The 17,094-nt window shown below is 69.4% G+C and carries 18 protein-coding genes; 8 read left to right on the top strand and 10 right to left on the bottom strand.

Annotated elements, in window-relative coordinates; genetic code table 11:
* Positions 1-47: 47 nt before the first annotated feature.
* Positions 48-848, bottom strand: coding sequence for a BTAD domain-containing putative transcriptional regulator (locus ACFWY6_RS32815; protein WP_384698202.1), 801 nt, complete (start codon positions 846-848; stop codon positions 48-50).
* 145 nt (positions 849-993) lie between these two features.
* Positions 994-1,212, bottom strand: coding sequence for a hypothetical protein (locus ACFWY6_RS32820; protein ID WP_384698247.1), 219 nt, complete (start codon positions 1,210-1,212; stop codon positions 994-996).
* Between ACFWY6_RS32820 and ACFWY6_RS32825 the strand changes: the two genes are divergently transcribed.
* On the top strand, positions 1,162-2,118 hold the full coding sequence (locus tag ACFWY6_RS32825) for an Lrp/AsnC family transcriptional regulator (RefSeq protein WP_384698244.1): 957 nt from the start codon (positions 1,162-1,164) through the stop codon (positions 2,116-2,118). The two genes, ACFWY6_RS32820 and ACFWY6_RS32825, sit on opposite strands and share 51 nt — an antisense overlap.
* Here ACFWY6_RS32825 and ACFWY6_RS32830 read toward each other — a convergent pair.
* Complete coding sequence (locus ACFWY6_RS32830) at positions 2,055-2,999, bottom strand: helix-turn-helix transcriptional regulator (RefSeq protein ID WP_384698205.1); 945 nt, start codon at positions 2,997-2,999, stop codon at positions 2,055-2,057. The genes ACFWY6_RS32825 and ACFWY6_RS32830 overlap by 64 nt on opposite strands.
* 176 nt (positions 3,000-3,175) lie before the next feature.
* Between ACFWY6_RS32830 and ACFWY6_RS32835 the strand changes: the two genes are divergently transcribed.
* The 5 genes from ACFWY6_RS32835 to ACFWY6_RS32855 all read left to right on the top strand — a co-directional run bounded on the left by ACFWY6_RS32835 (position 3,176) and on the right by ACFWY6_RS32855 (position 7,683).
* Entirely contained in the window at positions 3,176-3,946 is a 771-nt protein-coding gene (locus tag ACFWY6_RS32835; RefSeq protein WP_384698208.1) for an SDR family NAD(P)-dependent oxidoreductase, read from the top strand.
* A gap of 44 nt (positions 3,947-3,990) precedes the next feature.
* Positions 3,991-4,440: an SRPBCC family protein gene (locus ACFWY6_RS32840; protein WP_384698210.1), complete on the top strand. Its 450-nt coding sequence runs from the start codon at positions 3,991-3,993 to the stop codon at positions 4,438-4,440.
* A gap of 113 nt (positions 4,441-4,553) precedes the next feature.
* The gene (locus ACFWY6_RS32845; protein ID WP_384698213.1) at positions 4,554-6,092 is read left to right on the top strand and encodes an MFS transporter; all 1,539 of its coding nucleotides are present in this window, start codon (positions 4,554-4,556) and stop codon (positions 6,090-6,092) included.
* A 48-nt stretch (positions 6,093-6,140) separates the two neighbouring features.
* A complete protein-coding gene (locus ACFWY6_RS32850) occupies positions 6,141-6,911 on the top strand; it encodes an SDR family NAD(P)-dependent oxidoreductase (protein WP_384698216.1) in 771 nt (256 codons plus the stop codon).
* A gap of 124 nt (positions 6,912-7,035) precedes the next feature.
* The gene (locus tag ACFWY6_RS32855) at positions 7,036-7,683 is read left to right on the top strand and encodes an NADH oxidase (protein WP_365483961.1); all 648 of its coding nucleotides are present in this window, start codon (positions 7,036-7,038) and stop codon (positions 7,681-7,683) included.
* Between the two features lie 19 nt (positions 7,684-7,702).
* Here the strand turns inward: ACFWY6_RS32855 and ACFWY6_RS32860 are convergent, their stop codons facing one another.
* From ACFWY6_RS32860 to ACFWY6_RS32890, 7 genes are all read right to left on the bottom strand, one after another.
* Positions 7,703-8,311 carry a response regulator transcription factor gene (locus ACFWY6_RS32860; protein ID WP_360765725.1) on the bottom strand — a complete coding sequence of 203 codons (609 nt, stop codon included), beginning with the start codon at positions 8,309-8,311 and terminating at the stop codon, positions 7,703-7,705.
* 87 nt (positions 8,312-8,398) lie between these two features.
* Positions 8,399-9,643, bottom strand: a complete 1,245-nt coding sequence (locus ACFWY6_RS32865) for a sensor histidine kinase (RefSeq protein WP_384698220.1) — start codon at positions 9,641-9,643, stop codon at positions 8,399-8,401.
* A 146-nt stretch (positions 9,644-9,789) separates the two neighbouring features.
* The gene (locus ACFWY6_RS32870; protein WP_384698223.1) at positions 9,790-12,102 is read right to left on the bottom strand and encodes a TOMM precursor leader peptide-binding protein; all 2,313 of its coding nucleotides are present in this window, start codon (positions 12,100-12,102) and stop codon (positions 9,790-9,792) included.
* Positions 12,099-12,326 carry a hypothetical protein gene (locus ACFWY6_RS32875; protein WP_384698227.1) on the bottom strand — a complete coding sequence of 76 codons (228 nt, stop codon included), beginning with the start codon at positions 12,324-12,326 and terminating at the stop codon, positions 12,099-12,101. Before ACFWY6_RS32875 ends, ACFWY6_RS32870 begins: the two co-directional genes overlap by 4 nt.
* 113 nt (positions 12,327-12,439) lie before the next feature.
* On the bottom strand, positions 12,440-13,330 hold the full coding sequence (rfbD, locus tag ACFWY6_RS32880) for a dTDP-4-dehydrorhamnose reductase (protein ID WP_384698230.1): 891 nt from the start codon (positions 13,328-13,330) through the stop codon (positions 12,440-12,442).
* Positions 13,327-14,409: a dTDP-glucose 4,6-dehydratase gene (gene rfbB / locus ACFWY6_RS32885; RefSeq protein WP_384698233.1), complete on the bottom strand. Its 1,083-nt coding sequence runs from the start codon at positions 14,407-14,409 to the stop codon at positions 13,327-13,329. Before rfbB ends, rfbD begins: the two co-directional genes overlap by 4 nt.
* Entirely contained in the window at positions 14,406-15,473 is a 1,068-nt protein-coding gene (locus tag ACFWY6_RS32890) for a glucose-1-phosphate thymidylyltransferase (RefSeq protein WP_384698236.1), read from the bottom strand. The genes rfbB and ACFWY6_RS32890 overlap by 4 nt, the downstream gene beginning before the upstream one ends.
* A gap of 166 nt (positions 15,474-15,639) precedes the next feature.
* Here ACFWY6_RS32890 and ACFWY6_RS32895 point away from each other — a divergent pair, with 166 nt between their 5' ends.
* Positions 15,640-16,080, top strand: coding sequence for an ester cyclase (locus tag ACFWY6_RS32895; RefSeq protein WP_384698239.1), 441 nt, complete (start codon positions 15,640-15,642; stop codon positions 16,078-16,080).
* Positions 16,077-17,003: an NADP-dependent oxidoreductase gene (locus ACFWY6_RS32900; RefSeq protein WP_384698241.1), complete on the top strand. Its 927-nt coding sequence runs from the start codon at positions 16,077-16,079 to the stop codon at positions 17,001-17,003. The genes ACFWY6_RS32895 and ACFWY6_RS32900 overlap by 4 nt, the downstream gene beginning before the upstream one ends.
* Positions 17,004-17,094: the final 91 nt, after the last annotated feature.

The raw sequence follows: 17,094 nt of genomic DNA on the forward strand, positions 1-17,094 counted from the left end.
GGTTCGCGGCACCCCCCACGCATACATCGCATCGGTCCGGCTCCGTATCAGGATGCGACACCCGACAAGGCCAGGAACTGCTCATCCGGTTCGTCCTGCAGCAGCACGTGGTGCAGGGTGTTGATGCTGGGCGACGGAGCGATGCCCAGGGTGTCCTTCATGCGGTTCCGCAGCTGCTGGTAGACCTCGAGCGCCGCCGCCCTGCGCCCCGACGAGTACAGCGCCCGCATGAGCTGGGCGTGCACATGCTCGTGGTAGGGGTGCTCGGTCACCAGCTCCCTGGCCTCCTCCACGGCCTCCTGGACGCGGCCTCTGCGCAGCATCGCGTCGACCAGCAAGGTGCGCGCCCCCAGATGCAGTTCGACGAGCCGCTGGACGTGCGGCGCGAGCAGTTTGCCGGTGCGGACATTGGCCAGCGGCCGTCCGCGCCACTGCGTCAGGCCCCGGCGCAGCAGGCGTTCGGCCTCGACCGCGTCATTGCGGGCGAAGGCCTCCCTGCTGTCCTGGACGAGCCGTTCGAAGACGGGCTTGTCCCACTCGCCGTCGCCCACGTTCAGCAGATAGCTGTTGCCGTCGGTGACGAGGCGGTCGGCCGCCACTTCCTTGACCGTGCTGCCCGTGGCCTCCGCCATGGTGCGGCGGATCAGGCCCACATAGGTCTGCAGCGCGGTCATCGCCGTACGCGGGGCGAGTCCGCCCCATATCTCCTCGATGAGCGTGGGCATGCCGACGCGTTGGCCCGCCCGCAGCGTGATGAGCGCCAGGGCCTGCCGCTGTTTGGGGGCGGTCGGCGTGATGTCGCGTCGGTCGACGAGAAGGGCCAGGTTTCCGAGTGTGCGGAACTCCATCGAGTCCTCCCGAGTAAACCGCGATGGCGGTTTGTTTTTGGTAAAAAAAGAGATCGCACACCGAACGCTTCCTGAGTGCATGGCCCCTTCGACATGCTCTCGCCCGCTGCGTTGTGCCGGTGTGCGATTCCCCCCTGAGTCTCAGTCACCCGCCGGCCCAGTGCAGCCGGTAGGTGAATGAATCCTGCACCACTGCGGTGAGTTCGGACAACACGACCAGGCAGAACTGTCGGGAACTTGCGATGATCGCGCTGTGATGAAAGATTCCGACACCCTCGACGCCGCGGACCGCCGTGTGATCGCGGCTCTCCAAGTGAACCCTCGGGCCGGGAGCGGCGAAATCGGAAGGGCCCTCGGCGAGCACGAACGCACGGTGGCCAGAAGAATCCAACGCCTCATAGCCTGGCGGGTGATACACCCCACGGCGCTCTTCGACACGGCCCGCGGCGGCCTCGGCAGCGCGGTCCAGCTGCGCCTCGAAGTCGAGCGCGGCCACATGGAGAGGGCCGCCCACGCCCTCGCCGAGTGCAAGGACATCCGGCGGGTCGTCGGGGTCAGCGGCCGCAGCGATGTGCTGTGGTGCGAGGTCGTCGTCGCCGGACGTGGCGGACTTCACACCCTGATGACCGAGGGCATATCCGGCGTCACCGCCATCGAGAAGTTCCATGTGAGCACCACGCTGCGGACGTTCACCACCGTCGCCGAGTGGCACGCCCCGCTGCTGTCTCCGGGCGAGGAGCGCAAGCTGCGGGCCGGGGCCGTGCGCCTGGTGTCACCGCTGGAGGACCAGTACGAGCTGACCTCCACCGACCACCGCGTCGCGGCGGCACTGATCAGGAACGCGCGGATCAGCCTCACCGACATGGCCCGCGAGCTCGGGTTCTCCGTGGCGACCGCGGGCCGCCGCGTCAACTCCCTTCTGGAGCGCGGGATTCTCCATCTGCGCACCGAGGTCGAACCGGCGCTGCTCGGTCTTCCCGTACAGGCCCAGATCTGCCTCAAGGTCAGCCCGGCGGGCCTGGACTCGGTCGGCACGGCGCTGGCCGCCTGCCCCGAGGTGCGGTACTGCGCGGCCATCACCGGAACGCACAATCTGATCCTCGAGGTCGCCATGGAGCACGAGGCCGACCTCTACCGCTTCTTCGGCGAGCGCCTCGGCAGCATCCCGTACATCGCCGACTTCGCCTGCGAGTTGATCACGCACGCCTACAAGCGCGGTGCCGTCATCAAGGACGGGCCATCCGGAATGCAAGGGTCCGGAACACCGTGATCCGGAATGCCGTGATCCGGAATGCTGTGATCCGGCGGCGAGAGGAGCCGCTCCAATTTGTGACGCGCCTCACCGTCGCGCGGCAAATGCACGGAGACCCGCAGGTCCTGACGTGTCGAAGGATGCATGACGAGGTGATCAAATGTCATCTCGCCCATGACCGGATGGATCACCGCCTTGGTGCCATTGGATTCCGCGCGGACATCGTGCTTGTCCCACAACTCGGCGAATTCCGGGCTCCTTTCGTAGAGTCCGCGCTGGATCACCGAGAAACGCGGATCATCGGGGAATGACGCCGCCGCGCTGCGGAAATCGGCCACGACCTGCGGCGCGAGCGTCGACCAGTTCGTGAAGAAGGAGCGGTAGCGCGGTTCGGTGAAGAACAGCACCAGGCAGTTCTGGCCGCTGCGCGGCACTCCGAACACCGCCTGCGCCGACGAATTGGTCAGGACGTAGTTCCACCAGCGGTCGAGGACATAGGCGGGATACGGCGACCACGAGTCCATGAGCCGTTCGAGCTCGGGCATGGGAGCCGTGTCCCCCGCCGCCACGGGCGCGGGCGGATTGAGGCCCACCAGGCGGTAGAAGTAGGAGAGTTCGGCGGCGTCCAGCTTCAGGACGCGGCTGATCGACTCGACGACGGAGTCCGAGACCTTGATGTTCCGTCCCTGTTCGAGCCAGGTGTACCAGGAGACTCCGATGCCGGCGAGCGTGGCCACCTCCTCGCGCCGCAGACCGGGGGTCCGCCGCAGGCCGCGGCCCGGGAGCCCGACCTCCTCGGGCAGCACCCTGGCGCGGCGCGAACGCAAGAAGTCACGCAGATCTTCCCGTCGCGGCCGGGCCTGAACCGCGCGGACGGCTGTGGTGTGGGTGGTGGTCATAACACCACCATAAGTTGGCTCTACTCATGTCTCGCCAATAGCGGCGAGGATGCTCAACGTGAGCACGCACGTGTCCATTCACCGGACCGTGAACGGCTCGACGTTTCGGCTTCCCACGCAGTGCCGCTCAAGCCTTCGTGGCAGCTCATATCCATTCAAAGGCTGGGGATTTCATCATGCAGAGCACGTCCTACGGTGCCCGTTTCGACGGCAAGGTCGCCCTCATCACAGGCGGCGCGACCGGAATGGGTCTGGCGACCGCGCGGCGCCTGCTCGACGAGGGCGCCAAGGTCGTCATCACCGGCCGCAGCGAGGACCGCCTCAAGCGCGCCGCCGAGCGCCTGGACGCGGGCGACCGGCTGCTCGCGGTGCCCGCCGACGTCTCCAAGCCGGCCGACCTCGACCGGCTTATGGGAGAGGTGCGGGAGAGCTTCGGCCACCTGGACGTGGTGTTCGCCAACGCCGGTGTCGGCGTCTTCAAGCGGATCGAGGAGTTCACCGAGGAGGACTTCGACGGCGTGGTGGACGCCAACTTCAAGGGCGTCTTCTTCACCGTCAAGCACGCCCTGCCGCTGCTCAAGGACGGCAGCTCGATCGTGATCAACGCTTCGTGGACCCACCACAAGGGCCTGGTCATCGGCTCTCTGTACGCCGCGAGCAAGGCGGCCGCGGCCAACCTCACCAAGACCCTCGCCAGCGACCTCTCCGACCGCGGCATCCGGGTCAACGCCGTCAGCCCCGGCTACATCGACACCGACATGTTCCGCGAGTCCGTGCCGACCGACGAGGCCCGCGAGGCAAGCCGCCAGGACGTCGTGCTCAAGCGCATCGGCACCCCGGAGGAGGTCGCGTCAGCCGTCGCCTTCCTCGCGTCGCACGACGCGTCGTACGTCAACGGAGTCGACCTCCTCGTCGACGGCGGCGTCGCCAACTCCATCCCCGCGTGACCGCCCCCGCTTCTTGAACACATCTACCGCGTAAGGGATATGGAATGCGTCGCAACATAGAGACCCAGGTCGCCATCGATGCCCCGCTCGACGTGGTCTGGGACGTCGTGGTGGACCTCGACCGGTACCGCGAGTGGAACCCCTTCATCATCGAGGCCCGCGGCAAGGCCGAAGTGGGCCAGGAACTGAGCCTGCGGATGCAGCGCCCCAAGAAGTCCGAGGAAGAGGTCCACAAGCCCACGGTCACCGTGGTCGAGCGGAACCGCATGCTCCAGTGGTCCGGGATCATCCGGCACGCGAGCATCTTCCGGGCTCGGCACGAGTTCCTGCTGGAGAAGAACGACAAGGGAGGGGCCGGCGGGGTCCTGCTCCGCCAGCGGGAGGACTTCGGCGGTCTGACCATGCCCCTGGCCGGCGGCATGGTGTGGCGCATCGAAGAGGGCTTCCTGCTCATGAACGCGGCACTCAAGGTGCGCGCGGAATCCATCGCGTAAAGCACGCGCACTCAGCGCACACGCACTCGCACTAAGGAGCGCAAGAGTTGTCTTCCCGTTCAGGTGGGCGAACCCGGGGATCGAACCCCCAAGTCACATTGATCGCGGTCCTGTTGACCCTGCTGATCCTGCCGACCTCGGTCACCGGGTCGGGTGTGGCCCTGCCACACATCGGCCTGGACACGGACGCGTCCCTTGATGCCCTGCAATGGGTGGTGCACGCCTACAACTTGACCTTCGCGAGCTTCATGCTGGCGTGCGGCGCACTGGCCGACCTGCTCGGGCGGCGGCGCGTGTTCGCCGTCGGTGCGGTGCTGTTCACGGTGGCCTCGCTGGTCAGCGCGGTGGTCAGCGACATCTACGTACTCGACCTGGCGCGCGCCGTGGCCGGTGTGGGCGCCGCGGGTCTGCTCACCAGCGGCAGCTCCATCCTCGCCACCAGCTTCGACGGAGCCGCCCGCACCCGGGTGTTCGCCGCCGTCGGCATCGCCACGGGCGCCGGCCTCGCGCTCGGCGCGATGGTGGCCGGCGTCCTCGCGGACACCCTCGGCTGGCGCTCCTTCTACGGCGCGCACGCGGTGCTCATGCTGCTCGTGCTCTTCGCGGTGCCGTTCATGCAGGAGTCCCGCAGCGAGTCCGCCGCCAAGGTCGACTGGCCGGGCACGGCCACCTTCGTCGGCAGCCTCTTCCTGCTCATGCTCGGTATGGTCGAGGGGCCGCAGTGGGGCTGGGCGAGCCCGGGAGTGCTCGGCTGCCTGGCGGGCGCGGTGCTCCTGATGGCGGTCTTCGTCCTGGTGGAGAAGCGCCAGCCGCACCCGATGTTCGATCTGTCGCTGCTGCGCAACGCCAAGTTCATGGCGCTCTGCCTGATCCCCGTCGTGGTCACGTTCGCCTTCGTGATCCTGCTGCCGCTGCTGCCCAACTATCTGCTGGTCGCCAACGAGTCGACCAGTCAGGCGGCGGGCAGCACGATGCTCCTGATGACGCTGCCGATCCTGCCCACGCCGCTGATCGCCGGACGTCTGGTCAAGTGGGGCTGGTCGGCGCGCAATGTCTTCGCGCTGAGCCTGGCCTGCCTGACCCTCGGTGTCGCCTGGCTCGCGGTCGTCCTGGAGCCCGGCATCGGCCTCGGAGCCCTCGCCGGACCGCTGATCCTGCTCGGCATCGGCCTCGGCCTGAACTTCGGCCTGGTCGACGGCGCGGTCCTCACGGTGGTCGCCCCCGAGGCCACCGGCACGGCGGCCGGGTTCCTCAACACCCTGCGCCTGGGCAGCGAGGCCGTGGTCATCGCCGCGGTGGGCTCCGCGCTCGTCAACCTCGTACAGAACTGGCTGAACGACGGCCTCGACAAGTTCCCCGCGTACAAGGGCGATCCCGCCGACCTGGCCAACAGCGTCAACTCCGGTGATCTGAGCGGGCCGTTGGAGAAGCTGCCGGAGAAGGTGCAGCCCAGCTTCTTCGACTTCGTGAGCGAGGGCTTCACCGGCGCCTGGCAGGCGGTCCTGTGGGCGAGCGCCGTGATCTGCGCGCTTCTCTCGGTGGCGATCTACGTGATGCTGTCCGAGAAGAAGAAGGACGTGACGGTCGCCAAGGGCTGCCCCGCTGCGAGCACCCCCGGCCGCAGCGAGGTCACCGCGGACAGCGTGTCCTGAGGCGGCCCACCGGCTGGTACGACCTTGCCCGCTGGCAGACTGGCCTGCATGTTTGCATCGGCTGGACTGCTATCGGGCAAGGTCATACTGGTCACCGGGGCCAGCAGCGGCATCGGCGCGGCTGCCGCGGGAGTCTTCGCCCGCGAGGGCGCGGCGGTGGTGCTGAGCGCACGCCGCGAGGAGCAGCTCGCGGCGCACACCGCGGAGCTGACCGCCAAGGGCTTCGAGGCGTCCTACGTGGTCGGCGACGTGACGCGCGGCGAGGACGCGCGGCGCGCGGTCGACGCGGCCGTCGAGCGGCACGGGAAGCTGGACGGCGCCTTCAACAACGCGGGCACCGGCGGCAACCCGGAGCCCCTGCACACCATGGGCGACGACGTCTACGACCGCATCGTCGACACCAACGTACGCGGCCTGTTCAACTGTCTGCGCCCCGAGATCGCCGCGATGCTGGCCGCCGGCGGAGGCTCGATCGTGAACAACAGCAGCGTCGGCGGCCTTGTCGCCATCGCGACGGCGGCCCCTTACGTCGCGTCCAAGCACGCCGTCATCGGCTTCACCCGCGCGGCCGCCGAGGAGTACGCGCGGCAGGGGATCCGGGTGAACGCGGTGGCCCCCGGCTCGACGCGCAGCGAGATCACCCAGGACTGGTACGCCACGAATCCCGGCCTGGAGGACGCGATCCACGCGGCGACGCCCCAGGGGCGCACCGCCGATCCCGAGGAGATCGCCGAGGCGGTGGCCTGGCTCCTGAGCGACCGCGCCTCGTACGTCACCGGTGCCGTCATGCCAGTCGACGGCGGCTATGTGAACCGCTGAGCGCCGGTGCCCGGCGGCGGCCGCGCCCCCGGGTATGAGCGATTCATGTGCCCGGCGTGATTTCAGGACTGCCGCACCGGCGGCCGTTGGAACAGGGTGGCTTCCGACGGCACGAGGAGGTCCCATGGCGCAGTCTCCGGAGTCGGCGGAGCCGTTCGCCGGTCAGCTCATCCAGCTGTGGTCGCTCCGGGAGGACGTGGAAGTCGCGGCCGGCGACGGCGCCGAGCACCTGTCCCTCAAGTGGAACTCCGGCACCGAGTGGATCGGCGATCCGACACCGCTGGTCCGCAACGTGCTCAGCCGGATGGAACTCGGCCCCGTCGTGCTCGACAACGCGTGGCCCGCGCCGACGGGTCCTGAGGACCCGGACCCCTATGAGGTCCTCCTGCCGGTCTTCGAGCGGCTCTCCCATCTGATCGTCCGCACCCTCGGGGTCGACGACCTGAGAGGGCCGCTCCTGTCGGTGGTCCCGGTCGCGGAAGGTGCCCAACTGGTCCTCGCGGGGCGGCGGGACGGCCGTGCGCTGCGGACGGCCGTCGGCCTCTCCATGGCCTTCGGCGAGTCCTCGGTGCGACTGCAGACCGCCTCGTCGCCGCACCACGTGCTCATCCACCGGCCCGAGCCGATCTGGGTGGTGGGGCTCCTCGGCTGGCCGGTCACGCCCGCCGTGGTGAGCGACGCGCTGCCACTGCCCGCCGAGGTCACGGACGCCATCCTGGACTATCTCGCGGTCGCGGGGATGGTCGTCCCGGACGGGGATCCCACGGACTGAGCGCCGGGCTCCGGCCCGCTCACAGCAGCCAGCCGGCCTCACGGGCGATGCGGATGGCGTCGACGCGGTTGCGTGCGTTGAGCTTGGTCACGACCGTCGTCAGATAGTTCCGTACGGTGCCGACCGAGAGCCGCAGCTGCGTCGCTATCTCGACGACCTCGTAACCCCCCGCGGCCAGCTGGAGCACCTCGGTCTCGCGGGCCGTCAGCGGGCTGTCCGCGCCTCCCCAGGCGGCGAGGGCCAGCTCGGAGTCGATCACCCGCTGGCCGCCGGCCACTTTCCGCACCGCCTGGGCGAGCTTCTGCGGCGGGGCGTCCTTCAGGAGGTACCCGGAGACCTGGGCGGCCATCGCACGCCTGAGGGTGCCGGGGCGGTCCAGGCTGGTGAGGATCAGGGTCTTGCAGTCGGGCAGCCGCTCATGCAGCAGGGACGCCGCGCTCAGCCCGTCGAGCCCCGGAAGATCGATGTCGATGATCGCCACGTCCGGCTTCTCCGCGAGCGCCGCGGGCAGGATTTCGTCCCCGCGTTCCACGCTCGCCACGACATTCAGATCCCTCTCGAGACTCAGTAAGGCCACCAGAGCGCCTCTCACCATGTGCATGTCCTCGGCCAGAAGTACGCGGAGCACAGTCCCCCCAGGATGTCGATCTGTGCAGGCACTGCCAGAGAATCCGGGGTGACAATATCAGCCAACTCCAGTCGCGTAGTTGGACAGTTACGGTTCGGGGTTCGCCATTTCCGTCAGCTGCGGCTCCGCGGTCACCGCCGCGACGGTGACTGCTTTGACCGGAGCTTCGGCGATCAGGCGGAACAGCCCCGTTGGAGCCCCGTCGTCCGGTTCGCCCTGCGGCCGGTCGATGGTCAGCGTTCCGCCGATCGCGCACAGCCGCTGCTCCAGATTGCCCAGACCGTTGCCGCTGTGCGGGGCCGGCGGGCGGTGGTCGCGCACCAGGCCGTCGTTGACGATCGTCAGGCGGGCCGTTCCGTCGTCGATCGAGGCGGTGATGGCGCACCGGCTCGCCTTGCTGTGCCGCAGCAGATTGGTGACCGCCTCGCGCAGGACGGTCGCAAGGACCGTTCCGGCCAGCGCGTTGACGTCCTTGAGGGCGGGGGCGATGTCGACGGTGACGTCCACCTCCGCCGACACGAGCACCGACTGCGCGGACGACACCTCCGTGAGCAGCGACATCTCCCGGTAGCCGCTGGCCACCCTGCGGACGTCGGCGAGCGCCTGCCGGGAGATGGAGAGGACCTCGGTCACCTCCTGCTCCGTACGCTCGTGCTGGACGCCCAGGAGGCGGTGGATCAGCTCGCTCTTGAGCACGATGGCGGAGAGGCTGTAGCCGAGCAGGTCGTGCAAGTCCTGGGAGAGGCGCAGGCGTTCGTTGACCACGGCCATTCTGGCGATCTCGGCGCGGGCGGCGTGCACCTCCTCCACGATCGCCGAGAGCCGGGAGAGGCCGTACACCACGAGTCCGGAGAGCAGGGTGCTCTGGCACATGTAGACGATGTCGACGACCGAGAGATCGTTGAGGATGCCGGGGACGAGCAGGCTCAGGCCGGTCGCCGCGAAGAGCGGCCAGCCCACCCGGGTGGGCAGCAGGAGGAGAAGCGACCCTGCGAAGAATCCCGCCATCCCGCCCCAGGCGACCCCGAAGTAGACGAGGGGCAGATACGTGACGACGGACTGTGCGCCGAGCGTCAGCAGCCTGCGTCGTAAGGGAGCGCGGTCCGCCCCTCGCCTGGAGTGGTTCAACTGCAGTGCGAACGCAGCCGAGATGGTGACAAGGCCCGTCACCAGAGTGGCCGCGGTCGGGTCCGCACTCAGGAGGTTGATCACCGTGATGATCAAGTAACACGTGAGCGTCGCCAGCAGGATGGTCCGTGCCAGTTGCGGGGCGGGACCACTGTTGATTCGTATCTTTGACGGATCGGACTGGTCGAGACGGGTCTCGCGCATCCTCGCAGTGCTCCTAAGCAACCTGGGGGGAGTGGCCCTGAGCCGCTCATCCTAAGCAGGAGAGGTGATATGCACATTCAATTCGGATGCCGTAACTGTCAGGTCCTGACCGGTAGTTGAAAGAGAGATGGAATTCGGGGAGGCATTCAGACGAAGAGCGGGACGGGGTTGAGTTCGTCGTACGGCGTCGGTTCCGCGAGCCTTCCCAGCGCGACGGGGACGTCGAAGAGCCGGCCCGGCGCATAGCGCGCCCAGAAGTGCCGAAGGCCGGGGACCAGCACCTTGACCACCGGGAGTTCGATGTCCGGCTGGGTCTGGTCGAGCACCAGGAGGTCGAGGCCGCGCCCGGTGAGGAGTTCGGTGACGGCGGTGAGGTCGTCGCGCAGATCCGTGCGGTGGGTGTAGACCCAGGACCGTGGCGTGCACGGCGCGACGTCGTCGGCGCCCCGCAGATAGTGCTGGTTCCCGACCGTCGCGGAGCGCCACCAGGCCACCGCCCCGGGGTGGTCGGTCCCGTACACGCCAGGCCCGCCGTGTGTCCCGTGGACCGATGGCAGCAGCTGGCCCATCTCCGTGAGCGCCCTGCGCAGCGCGACACCCGGGTCGAAGTGGGCCCCGAAGCCGAAGACGATGTCCTCGGTCGGTCCGTCGGTGCGCCGGGAGAGGGCGACGATCGCCGGGATGCCGAGATCCGTGGTCAGGTCGAGCGCCCAGATCTCGCGGCCGAGCCTGCGGTAGCCGGCGCGTAACCGATCGATGTACGGCTCGTCGAAGGAGTCCAGGTCGACGGCGGGCTGGCGGGTGCGGTTGTACCACCACAGGGCCACCGCGTCCCGCTCCACCAGTTCGAGGAAGCCCTGGAGCACGGCGTCCTCGGTGCTGGATCCGGCGGCGTTGCCGTTGGAGTCGGCGGTGGGCTCATGGGCGGGGAGCCGGTCGGGGGAGAAGTAGAGCATGCTGGTCGGCAGCAGCCGGTGGGTTCCCGATGCGAGGGACCACACCGGTGTCCAGCCCACCGGACACGTCTCGTCGAAGCGCTCCGGTACGTAACTGAACGGCGAGCACTCGGCGTTCCAGCGGTCGCGGTCCCGGAACTGCCGGTCGTGGTACAGCTGGCAGGCGTTGGGGTGCAGTGCCTGAGGGCCCAGCGAGCGGTAGCTGTCGCGCACCACCGGCTCGTCGCCGCGCCGGGTCCCGCTGTACCGCTCGACCGCCTCGCACAGGGCGCTCACCTTGGCCTCGGTCGCCGTCAGACCCTTGCCGCCGCTGAGCGAGCGCAGCCCGGCCCGCATCTGGGCGAGGCTCCCCGACTCCATGGCGAGGTTCTGGCCCGACACGTACGCCTCGGCGAACGAGGGGGTGCCCTCGGCGCGGCGGACCTCTTTGACGATTCCGGTGACCGGACCGATCAGCGAGCCGTGCCGCTCCAGCATCTGCCCCGCGGTGAGCGCCCGATGGCCGCCGCCGGTGCCGTCGGCCGCCTTGGGGCGGCTGCGCGGCACGAAAGGGGACCAGCCCCGCTCGCCGACGATCTGAGGGTTTCCGCACACGGCGCACTGGGGCTGCCGCGTCGTGGGGTGCCAGGTGCTCTGGAACGTCAGGGTGTCGAGCGTCAGGATGGAGCTCTGCTCGGGACGCCGCGCCCCGGCGAGCCACTTGACCGTCTCCAGTACGGCGGTGTGCGCGGCCAGCGCCCGCCCCGCGGCCAGCGAGGCGTCCGGCCTGGTGAGCGGGCGGTCGAGGCCGAGGGAGCGCTGGACCGGCAGTTCCGTCGTGCGATGGCCGCGCAGCCGCGTCGCCACGCAGTTCCAGCAAGGTCCTTCCGCCGGGCGGAAGATGGGGCCGATCCATGGTTCAGGCCCGCGCAGCCGGGCCGGCATCCAGGGGCGCCGCGCGGCTCGGTGGAGGGCGTCCACCTCGCGCAGCGCCGGATCGAGGTAGTCGTCCACCAGGACGATGGTGAAGTCCGCGGCGCTCTCCACCTCCGTGACGTGCAGGCCCGTGTCCAGGCACGCCTGCCGCACGGGCCGCAGCGCCGTCGCGTCCAGTGCGCTGATCCGCACGGTCGCCCGCGCCACCTCGTCGGCGGCGTGGGCCCCGTCGAGGCCCGCGAGGTCCCAGTAGGCCTCGCTGACCCGCTCGGAATGAGTGGTGCGGCGGTCCGAAGGCCTAAAGCGCAGCAGGCCGGCATCGGTGAGCAGCCGCAGTGCGGACGCGACCTCGTCGCCGGTCAGCGCCGGGTGGGCCGCACGGGCGATGGCCTCCGGTGTCCTGGTGCCGTCGAGAAGCGGGACAAGGATCTCGGCGTGCGGGCCGTGCAGTGCGGTGATCCCGTGGTGGGACACCAAGTAGGCCGCTTCGCCGGGGACGACCGCGGGGTGGAGATGACTCTTGAACTCCACCCGCACGGTCGTGTCCGTGATCGTCGTGGTTCTCTCGTGCCCCCCGGCCACGGTCATGCCCGTGACAGCTCGGCTATGCCCTGGGCTCCCATGGTGTGCTGCTGGGAGGTGTTGGTGAAGGTGAACGCCGCGTTGGTGAACGTGAAAGCGGCGTTGGTGAAGGTGAACGGGGCATCCGATGAGCCACCGTGGGCACCGAGCCGCTCCACGACGAGGTTCGGCAGGACGGCACTCGGAGTCGTGGCGGGAACGTGAGCAGCCGATGCGATGATCTTGTCCATGGCTTGATTGCCCTTCCTCAGCGCTACGGAGTGGATTCCTCTGTGCGCTCCCTATATTTGTTCCGCCACGAGGGATAGGGCAGTGGCCGGGTCACTTGTCGCGGGTGAGCTTTTCATGGTCCTCCGGTAACTGCCGCGCGCAATGCGGGAAATGCTCCGGCGAGCGCGGCGCGCCAGTCCTGGATTGGCTCGATCCCGGCCCCTGCCCAGCGGCCGTGGCCAAGGACGCTGTAGGCGGGTCTGGGTGCGGGGCGGACGTACGCGGCGCTGGTGGTCGGACGCACCCGCTCCGGATCCGCGCCGAGGAGCCGGAAGGTCTCCCTGGCCAGCTCGAACCAGGTGCAGTCCCCGCCGCTCGTGCCGTGGTAGATGCCGGGCGGCGCCGTCCCGTCGACGGCCGCACGGCCCAGGCGCACCAGGCGGTCCGCGAGGTCTGCCGTCCAAGTCGGCTGGCCCCGCTGGTCGTCGACCACCTCCAGGGTGTCCCGCTCACGCTCCAGGCGGATCATGGTCGCCACGAAACTCGGCCCGCCGACGCCGTAGAGCCAGGCCGTGCGCACCACGTGGCCGGCCGCGGGCAGGATGTCGAGCACCGCCCGCTCGCCCGCCAGCTTCGTCCTGCCGTACGCCGTGCGGGGCGCGGGCGCCGCGTCCTCCGCATACGGCGACGAGGCGTCCCCCGCGAAGACGTAGTCCGTGGAGACATGGAGCAGCCGGGTGCCCGACTCCCGGCAGGCGAGGGCGAGTTGGCGTGGCCCGTCGCCGTTGAGCCGCAGCGCCTCGCCCTCCTGGGCCTCCGCGTCGTCGACGGCGGTCCAGGCCGCGCAGTTCACCAGGACCGACGGCCGCAGCCCGGCGACCGTGTCCCGCACGGCCGCGCCGTCGCGGATGTCGAGGGCGCCGCGGTCCAGGGCGGTCGTCTTCACCCCGGCGGCCGAGAGCCGGGCCGCCACGTCCTGGCCCAGCATCCCGCCCGCTCCGGTGACCACCCAGCCGCCGCTCACAGGGCCGCCCGCTGCTTGAGCGGTTCCCACCAGTCGCGGTTCTCGCGGTACCACGCGACGGTCTCGGCGAGCCCCGTGGCGAAGTCCTTGCGGGGCCGGTAGCCCAACTCCTCGGTGATCTTGGTGCAGTCGACGGAGTAGCGCCGGTCGTGGCCCTTGCGGTCCTCGACGTACGTCACCGAATCCCAGCCAGCCCCGCACGCCTCAAGGAGCAGGGAGACCAGCTCCTTGTTGGTCAGCTCGGTGCCGCCGCCGATGTTGTAGACGTGTCCCGCGCGGCCCCGGGTGCGGACCAGGTCGATGCCCTGGACATGGTCGTCGATGTGCAGCCAGTCCCTGACGTTGAGCCCGTCGCCGTACAGCGGAACGTCCTGTCCCTGCATCAGCCGGGTGATGAACAGCGGGATGAGCTTCTCCGGGAAGTGGTGGTGCCCGTAGTTGTTGGAGCAGCGCGTCACGCGGACGTCGAGGCCGTGGGTGTGGTGGTAGGAGAGGGCGAGCAGATCGCTGGACGCCTTGGACGCGGAGTAGGGGGAGTTGGGCGCCAGCGGATGGGACTCGGGCCAGGAGCCGTGGTCGATCGAGCCGTACACCTCGTCGGTCGAGACGTGGACGAACACGCCCTCGTCCCCGGCATGGTGGCGCAGCGCCGCGTCGAGCAGGGTCTGGGTTCCCGCGACGTTCGTCCGTACGAACTCGGTCGCGCCCAGGATCGAGCGGTCGACGTGCGACTCCGCGGCGAAGTGCACGATCTGGCTGTGCTCGGCGACCAGCGTGTCCACCAGTTCGGCGTCGCAGATGTCGCCCTGGACGAAGGAGAATCCGGGGTGCTCGCGCACCGGGTCGAGGTTGGCGGGGTTGCCCGCGTAGGTGAGCTTGTCGAGGACGGTGATCCGCACGCCGCCCGGTCCGTCGGGCCCGAGCAGGGTGCGGACGTAGTGCGAGCCGATGAAGCCGGCGCCGCCGGTGACCAGGATCTTCGTGGGGCCCTTGCCCGCTGTCCGCGGTGTCCGCGGTGTCCGCGGTGTCCGCGGTGTCTGCGATGTCTGCGCTGTCTGCGGTGTCTGTGGTGGGGTCATGACGCGATCTGCACCTTGCTGTGGTCGCCGAGGACGAGCCGGTGGGCCGCGGGAACCCGCGACGCGGGGGTCACTTCCACGCTCCGGCCGATCAGGGAACTCTCGATCCTGCGGACGCCGTCGACCGACGAACCGCTGAGCATGATGGAGAACTCGATCTCGCTGTCGGTGATCCGGCAGCCCTCCGCGATGGAGGTGGAAGGGCCGATGTATGAATCGGTGATCACCGATCCGGCGCCGATCACGGCAGGTCCCACGATCCGCGAGCCGACGATCTCCGCGCCCGCCTCGACCTTGACCTTGCCCACGATCTCGGAGGCCTCGTCCACCGATCCGTCGATGCCGCCGTCGGCGGCCTCGAGGACGGAGCGGTTGACCTCCAGCATGTCGACGACGTTTCCGGTGTCCTTCCAGTAACCGGAGATCGTCGTCGAGCGGACGCCGCCGCGGTTGTCGATGAGCCACTGGATGGCATGGGTGATCTCCAGCTCGCCGCGCCAGGACGGCTTGATGGAGCGTACGGCTTCGTGGATGGCGGGAGTGAAGAGATAGACGCCCACGAGCGCCAGGTCGCTGCGCGGCTGCGCGGGCTTCTCCTCCAGACCCACCACCTGGCCGGACGCGTCGAGTTCGGCGACGCCGAAGGCGGTCGGATCGGAGACCTTGGTGAGCAGGATCTGCGCGTCGGGCCGGCTCTCGCGGAACGAGCCGACCAGGTCCGCGATGCCGCCGACGATGAAGTTGTCGCCGAGATACATCACGAAGTCCTCGTCGCCGAGGAACTCCCGGGCGATCAGGACGGCGTGCGCCAGACCCAGCGGTGCCGACTGGGGGATGTAGGTGATGTCGAGGCCGAACTTGGAGCCGTCGCCGACGGCTTCCTCGATCTCGGCGGCGGTGTCGCCGACGATGATGCCGACCTCGGTGATGCCCGCCTCCGCGATCGCCTCCAACCCGTAGAACAGCACGGGTTTGTTGGCTACGGGGACGAGTTGCTTGGCGTAGGTGTGGGTGATGGGCCGCAGGCGGGTGCCGGCCCCGCCGGACAGTACGAGAGCCTTCATGGACCGGACGCTAGGGTCCCCGGCTCAAGCGCCGGTGGGGGCCCGGACGGGCCGCGCCGGGGCGAGGCCCGTTCTCCATCGCGGCTCTACCGGACGCTGTCATCTTCGGTCGGGCGCGGCGCGGTCCGCCGCCGCGCGTCCGGCTTTCGCGAGAGAGAGGCCCTGGATGTCGCAGAACCTGCCGCAGAACCTGACGCGGAAACACAGTGAACTCCTGCAGCACTTCGTGGACATGATCAACACCCATGACGTGAGCACCATGGAGAACCACACCCACCCCGACCACATCGATCACAACCCGGTGGTCGACGACGGCATCGAGCCCAACCGGGCGTTCTGGGCCGCGGTGTTCACCGGCTTCCCCGACATGACCGCCGATGTCCAGGACCAGGTGGCCGAGGGCGACCGGGTGGCCGCCCGCATCATCTACTCGGGCACCCACCAGGGCGAGTTCCTCGGCATACCGGCGACCGGAAAGCCGGTCACCTTCCAGTCCATCGACATCTGGCGGGTGCAGGACGGCCTGCTCGCCGAGCACTGGGACCAGCTCGACATGGGGGACATCTTCCGCCAGCTGGGCGTGGACATGGCGGCGATGGCCCAGTGAAGGCCGTCTCGTACCGCGCCTTCGGCGGGGCCGACGTCCTGGAGTACGGGGAACTGCCCGACCCGAGACTCGGCCCCGACTCCGTCCTGGTGCGGGTGAAGGCCGCCGCGGTCAACCCGGTGGACTGGAAGGCCAGGGAGGGCTATCTCGGCACCCTGATCGACCCGGTCTTCCCGGTCGTCCCCGGCTGGGACATGGCCGGGGTCGTCGAGCAGGCCGGCATCGCGGTCACCGAGTACACACCCGGCGACGAGGTCATCGGCTACGTACGCGAGGACATGCTCTCCCGCGGCACCTTCGCCGAGCTGGTCGCGGCGCCGGTGCGCTGCCTGGCCCGCAAGCCGGCCGGGCTCTCGTGGGCGCAGGCCGCGGGTCTGCCGCTGGCCGGGCTCGCCGCGTACCAGTCGCTGGTGCGGGCGGCGCACACCGCACGCGGTGAGACGGTGCTCGTGCACGCGGCGGCCGGCGGCGTGGGCTCGCTCGCGGTGCAGATCGCCAAGGCGCTCGGCGCGCGGGTGATCGGCACGGCGTCCGAGCCGAACCACGCGTTCCTGCGGGAGCTCGGCGCCGATCCGGTGGTGTACGGCAAGGGGCTCGACGAGCGGGTCCGCGCGCTGGCCCCGGACGGCGTCGACGTGATCGTCGACCCGGTGGGCAAGCAGGCGCTGCGCACGTCCAAGGGCCTCCTGAAGGACGGCGGACGCCTGGTGTCCGTGGTCGACCACACGGTCGTCGCACGCGGCGGCTCCTATGTCTTCGCCCGCCCCGACGCCGCGGACTTCGCCGCGCTGACGGAGCTGGTGGAGAGCGGCGCCCTGACGGTGCCGATCGCGGAGGTCTTCCCGCTGGAGAAGGCGGCCCTGGCCCATGAACTGAGCCAGGCGGGGCACGCCCGGGGCAAGATCGTGGTGGAGATCGGCTGAGGGTACGGAGCGTTCTTGGCATACGAGGCGTTCTTTGTGTTCGGGAGCGGCTATTGGCCCCCGCCCCGCCGCGCGCGCGCGGGAGCTGTGT

Origin of the sequence: Streptomyces sp. NPDC059037 (genome assembly GCF_042740015.1) — a bacterium.
Classification (GTDB): domain Bacteria; phylum Actinomycetota; class Actinomycetes; order Streptomycetales; family Streptomycetaceae; genus Streptomyces.

What these genes read in the sequence shown, in the direction of transcription:
- ACFWY6_RS32830 (WP_384698205.1), bottom strand. Translation starts at nt 2,999, where the DNA reads ATGACCACCACCCACACCACAGCCGTCCGCGCGGTTCAGGCCCGGCCG.
- rfbB (WP_384698233.1), bottom strand. Translation starts at nt 14,409, where the DNA reads ATGACCCCACCACAGACACCGCAGACAGCGCAGACATCGCAGACACCG.
- ACFWY6_RS32815 (WP_384698202.1), bottom strand. Translation starts at nt 848, where the DNA reads ATGGAGTTCCGCACACTCGGAAACCTGGCCCTTCTCGTCGACCGACGC.
- ACFWY6_RS32875 (WP_384698227.1), bottom strand. Translation starts at nt 12,326, where the DNA reads ATGGACAAGATCATCGCATCGGCTGCTCACGTTCCCGCCACGACTCCG.
- ACFWY6_RS32840 (WP_384698210.1), top strand. Translation starts at nt 3,991, where the DNA reads ATGCGTCGCAACATAGAGACCCAGGTCGCCATCGATGCCCCGCTCGAC.
- ACFWY6_RS32850 (WP_384698216.1), top strand. Translation starts at nt 6,141, where the DNA reads ATGTTTGCATCGGCTGGACTGCTATCGGGCAAGGTCATACTGGTCACC.
- ACFWY6_RS32895 (WP_384698239.1), top strand. Translation starts at nt 15,640, where the DNA reads ATGTCGCAGAACCTGCCGCAGAACCTGACGCGGAAACACAGTGAACTC.
- ACFWY6_RS32890 (WP_384698236.1), bottom strand. Translation starts at nt 15,473, where the DNA reads ATGAAGGCTCTCGTACTGTCCGGCGGGGCCGGCACCCGCCTGCGGCCC.
- ACFWY6_RS32865 (WP_384698220.1), bottom strand. Translation starts at nt 9,643, where the DNA reads ATGCGCGAGACCCGTCTCGACCAGTCCGATCCGTCAAAGATACGAATC.
- ACFWY6_RS32835 (WP_384698208.1), top strand. Translation starts at nt 3,176, where the DNA reads ATGCAGAGCACGTCCTACGGTGCCCGTTTCGACGGCAAGGTCGCCCTC.
- ACFWY6_RS32855 (WP_365483961.1), top strand. Translation starts at nt 7,036, where the DNA reads ATGGCGCAGTCTCCGGAGTCGGCGGAGCCGTTCGCCGGTCAGCTCATC.
- ACFWY6_RS32870 (WP_384698223.1), bottom strand. Translation starts at nt 12,102, where the DNA reads ATGACCGTGGCCGGGGGGCACGAGAGAACCACGACGATCACGGACACG.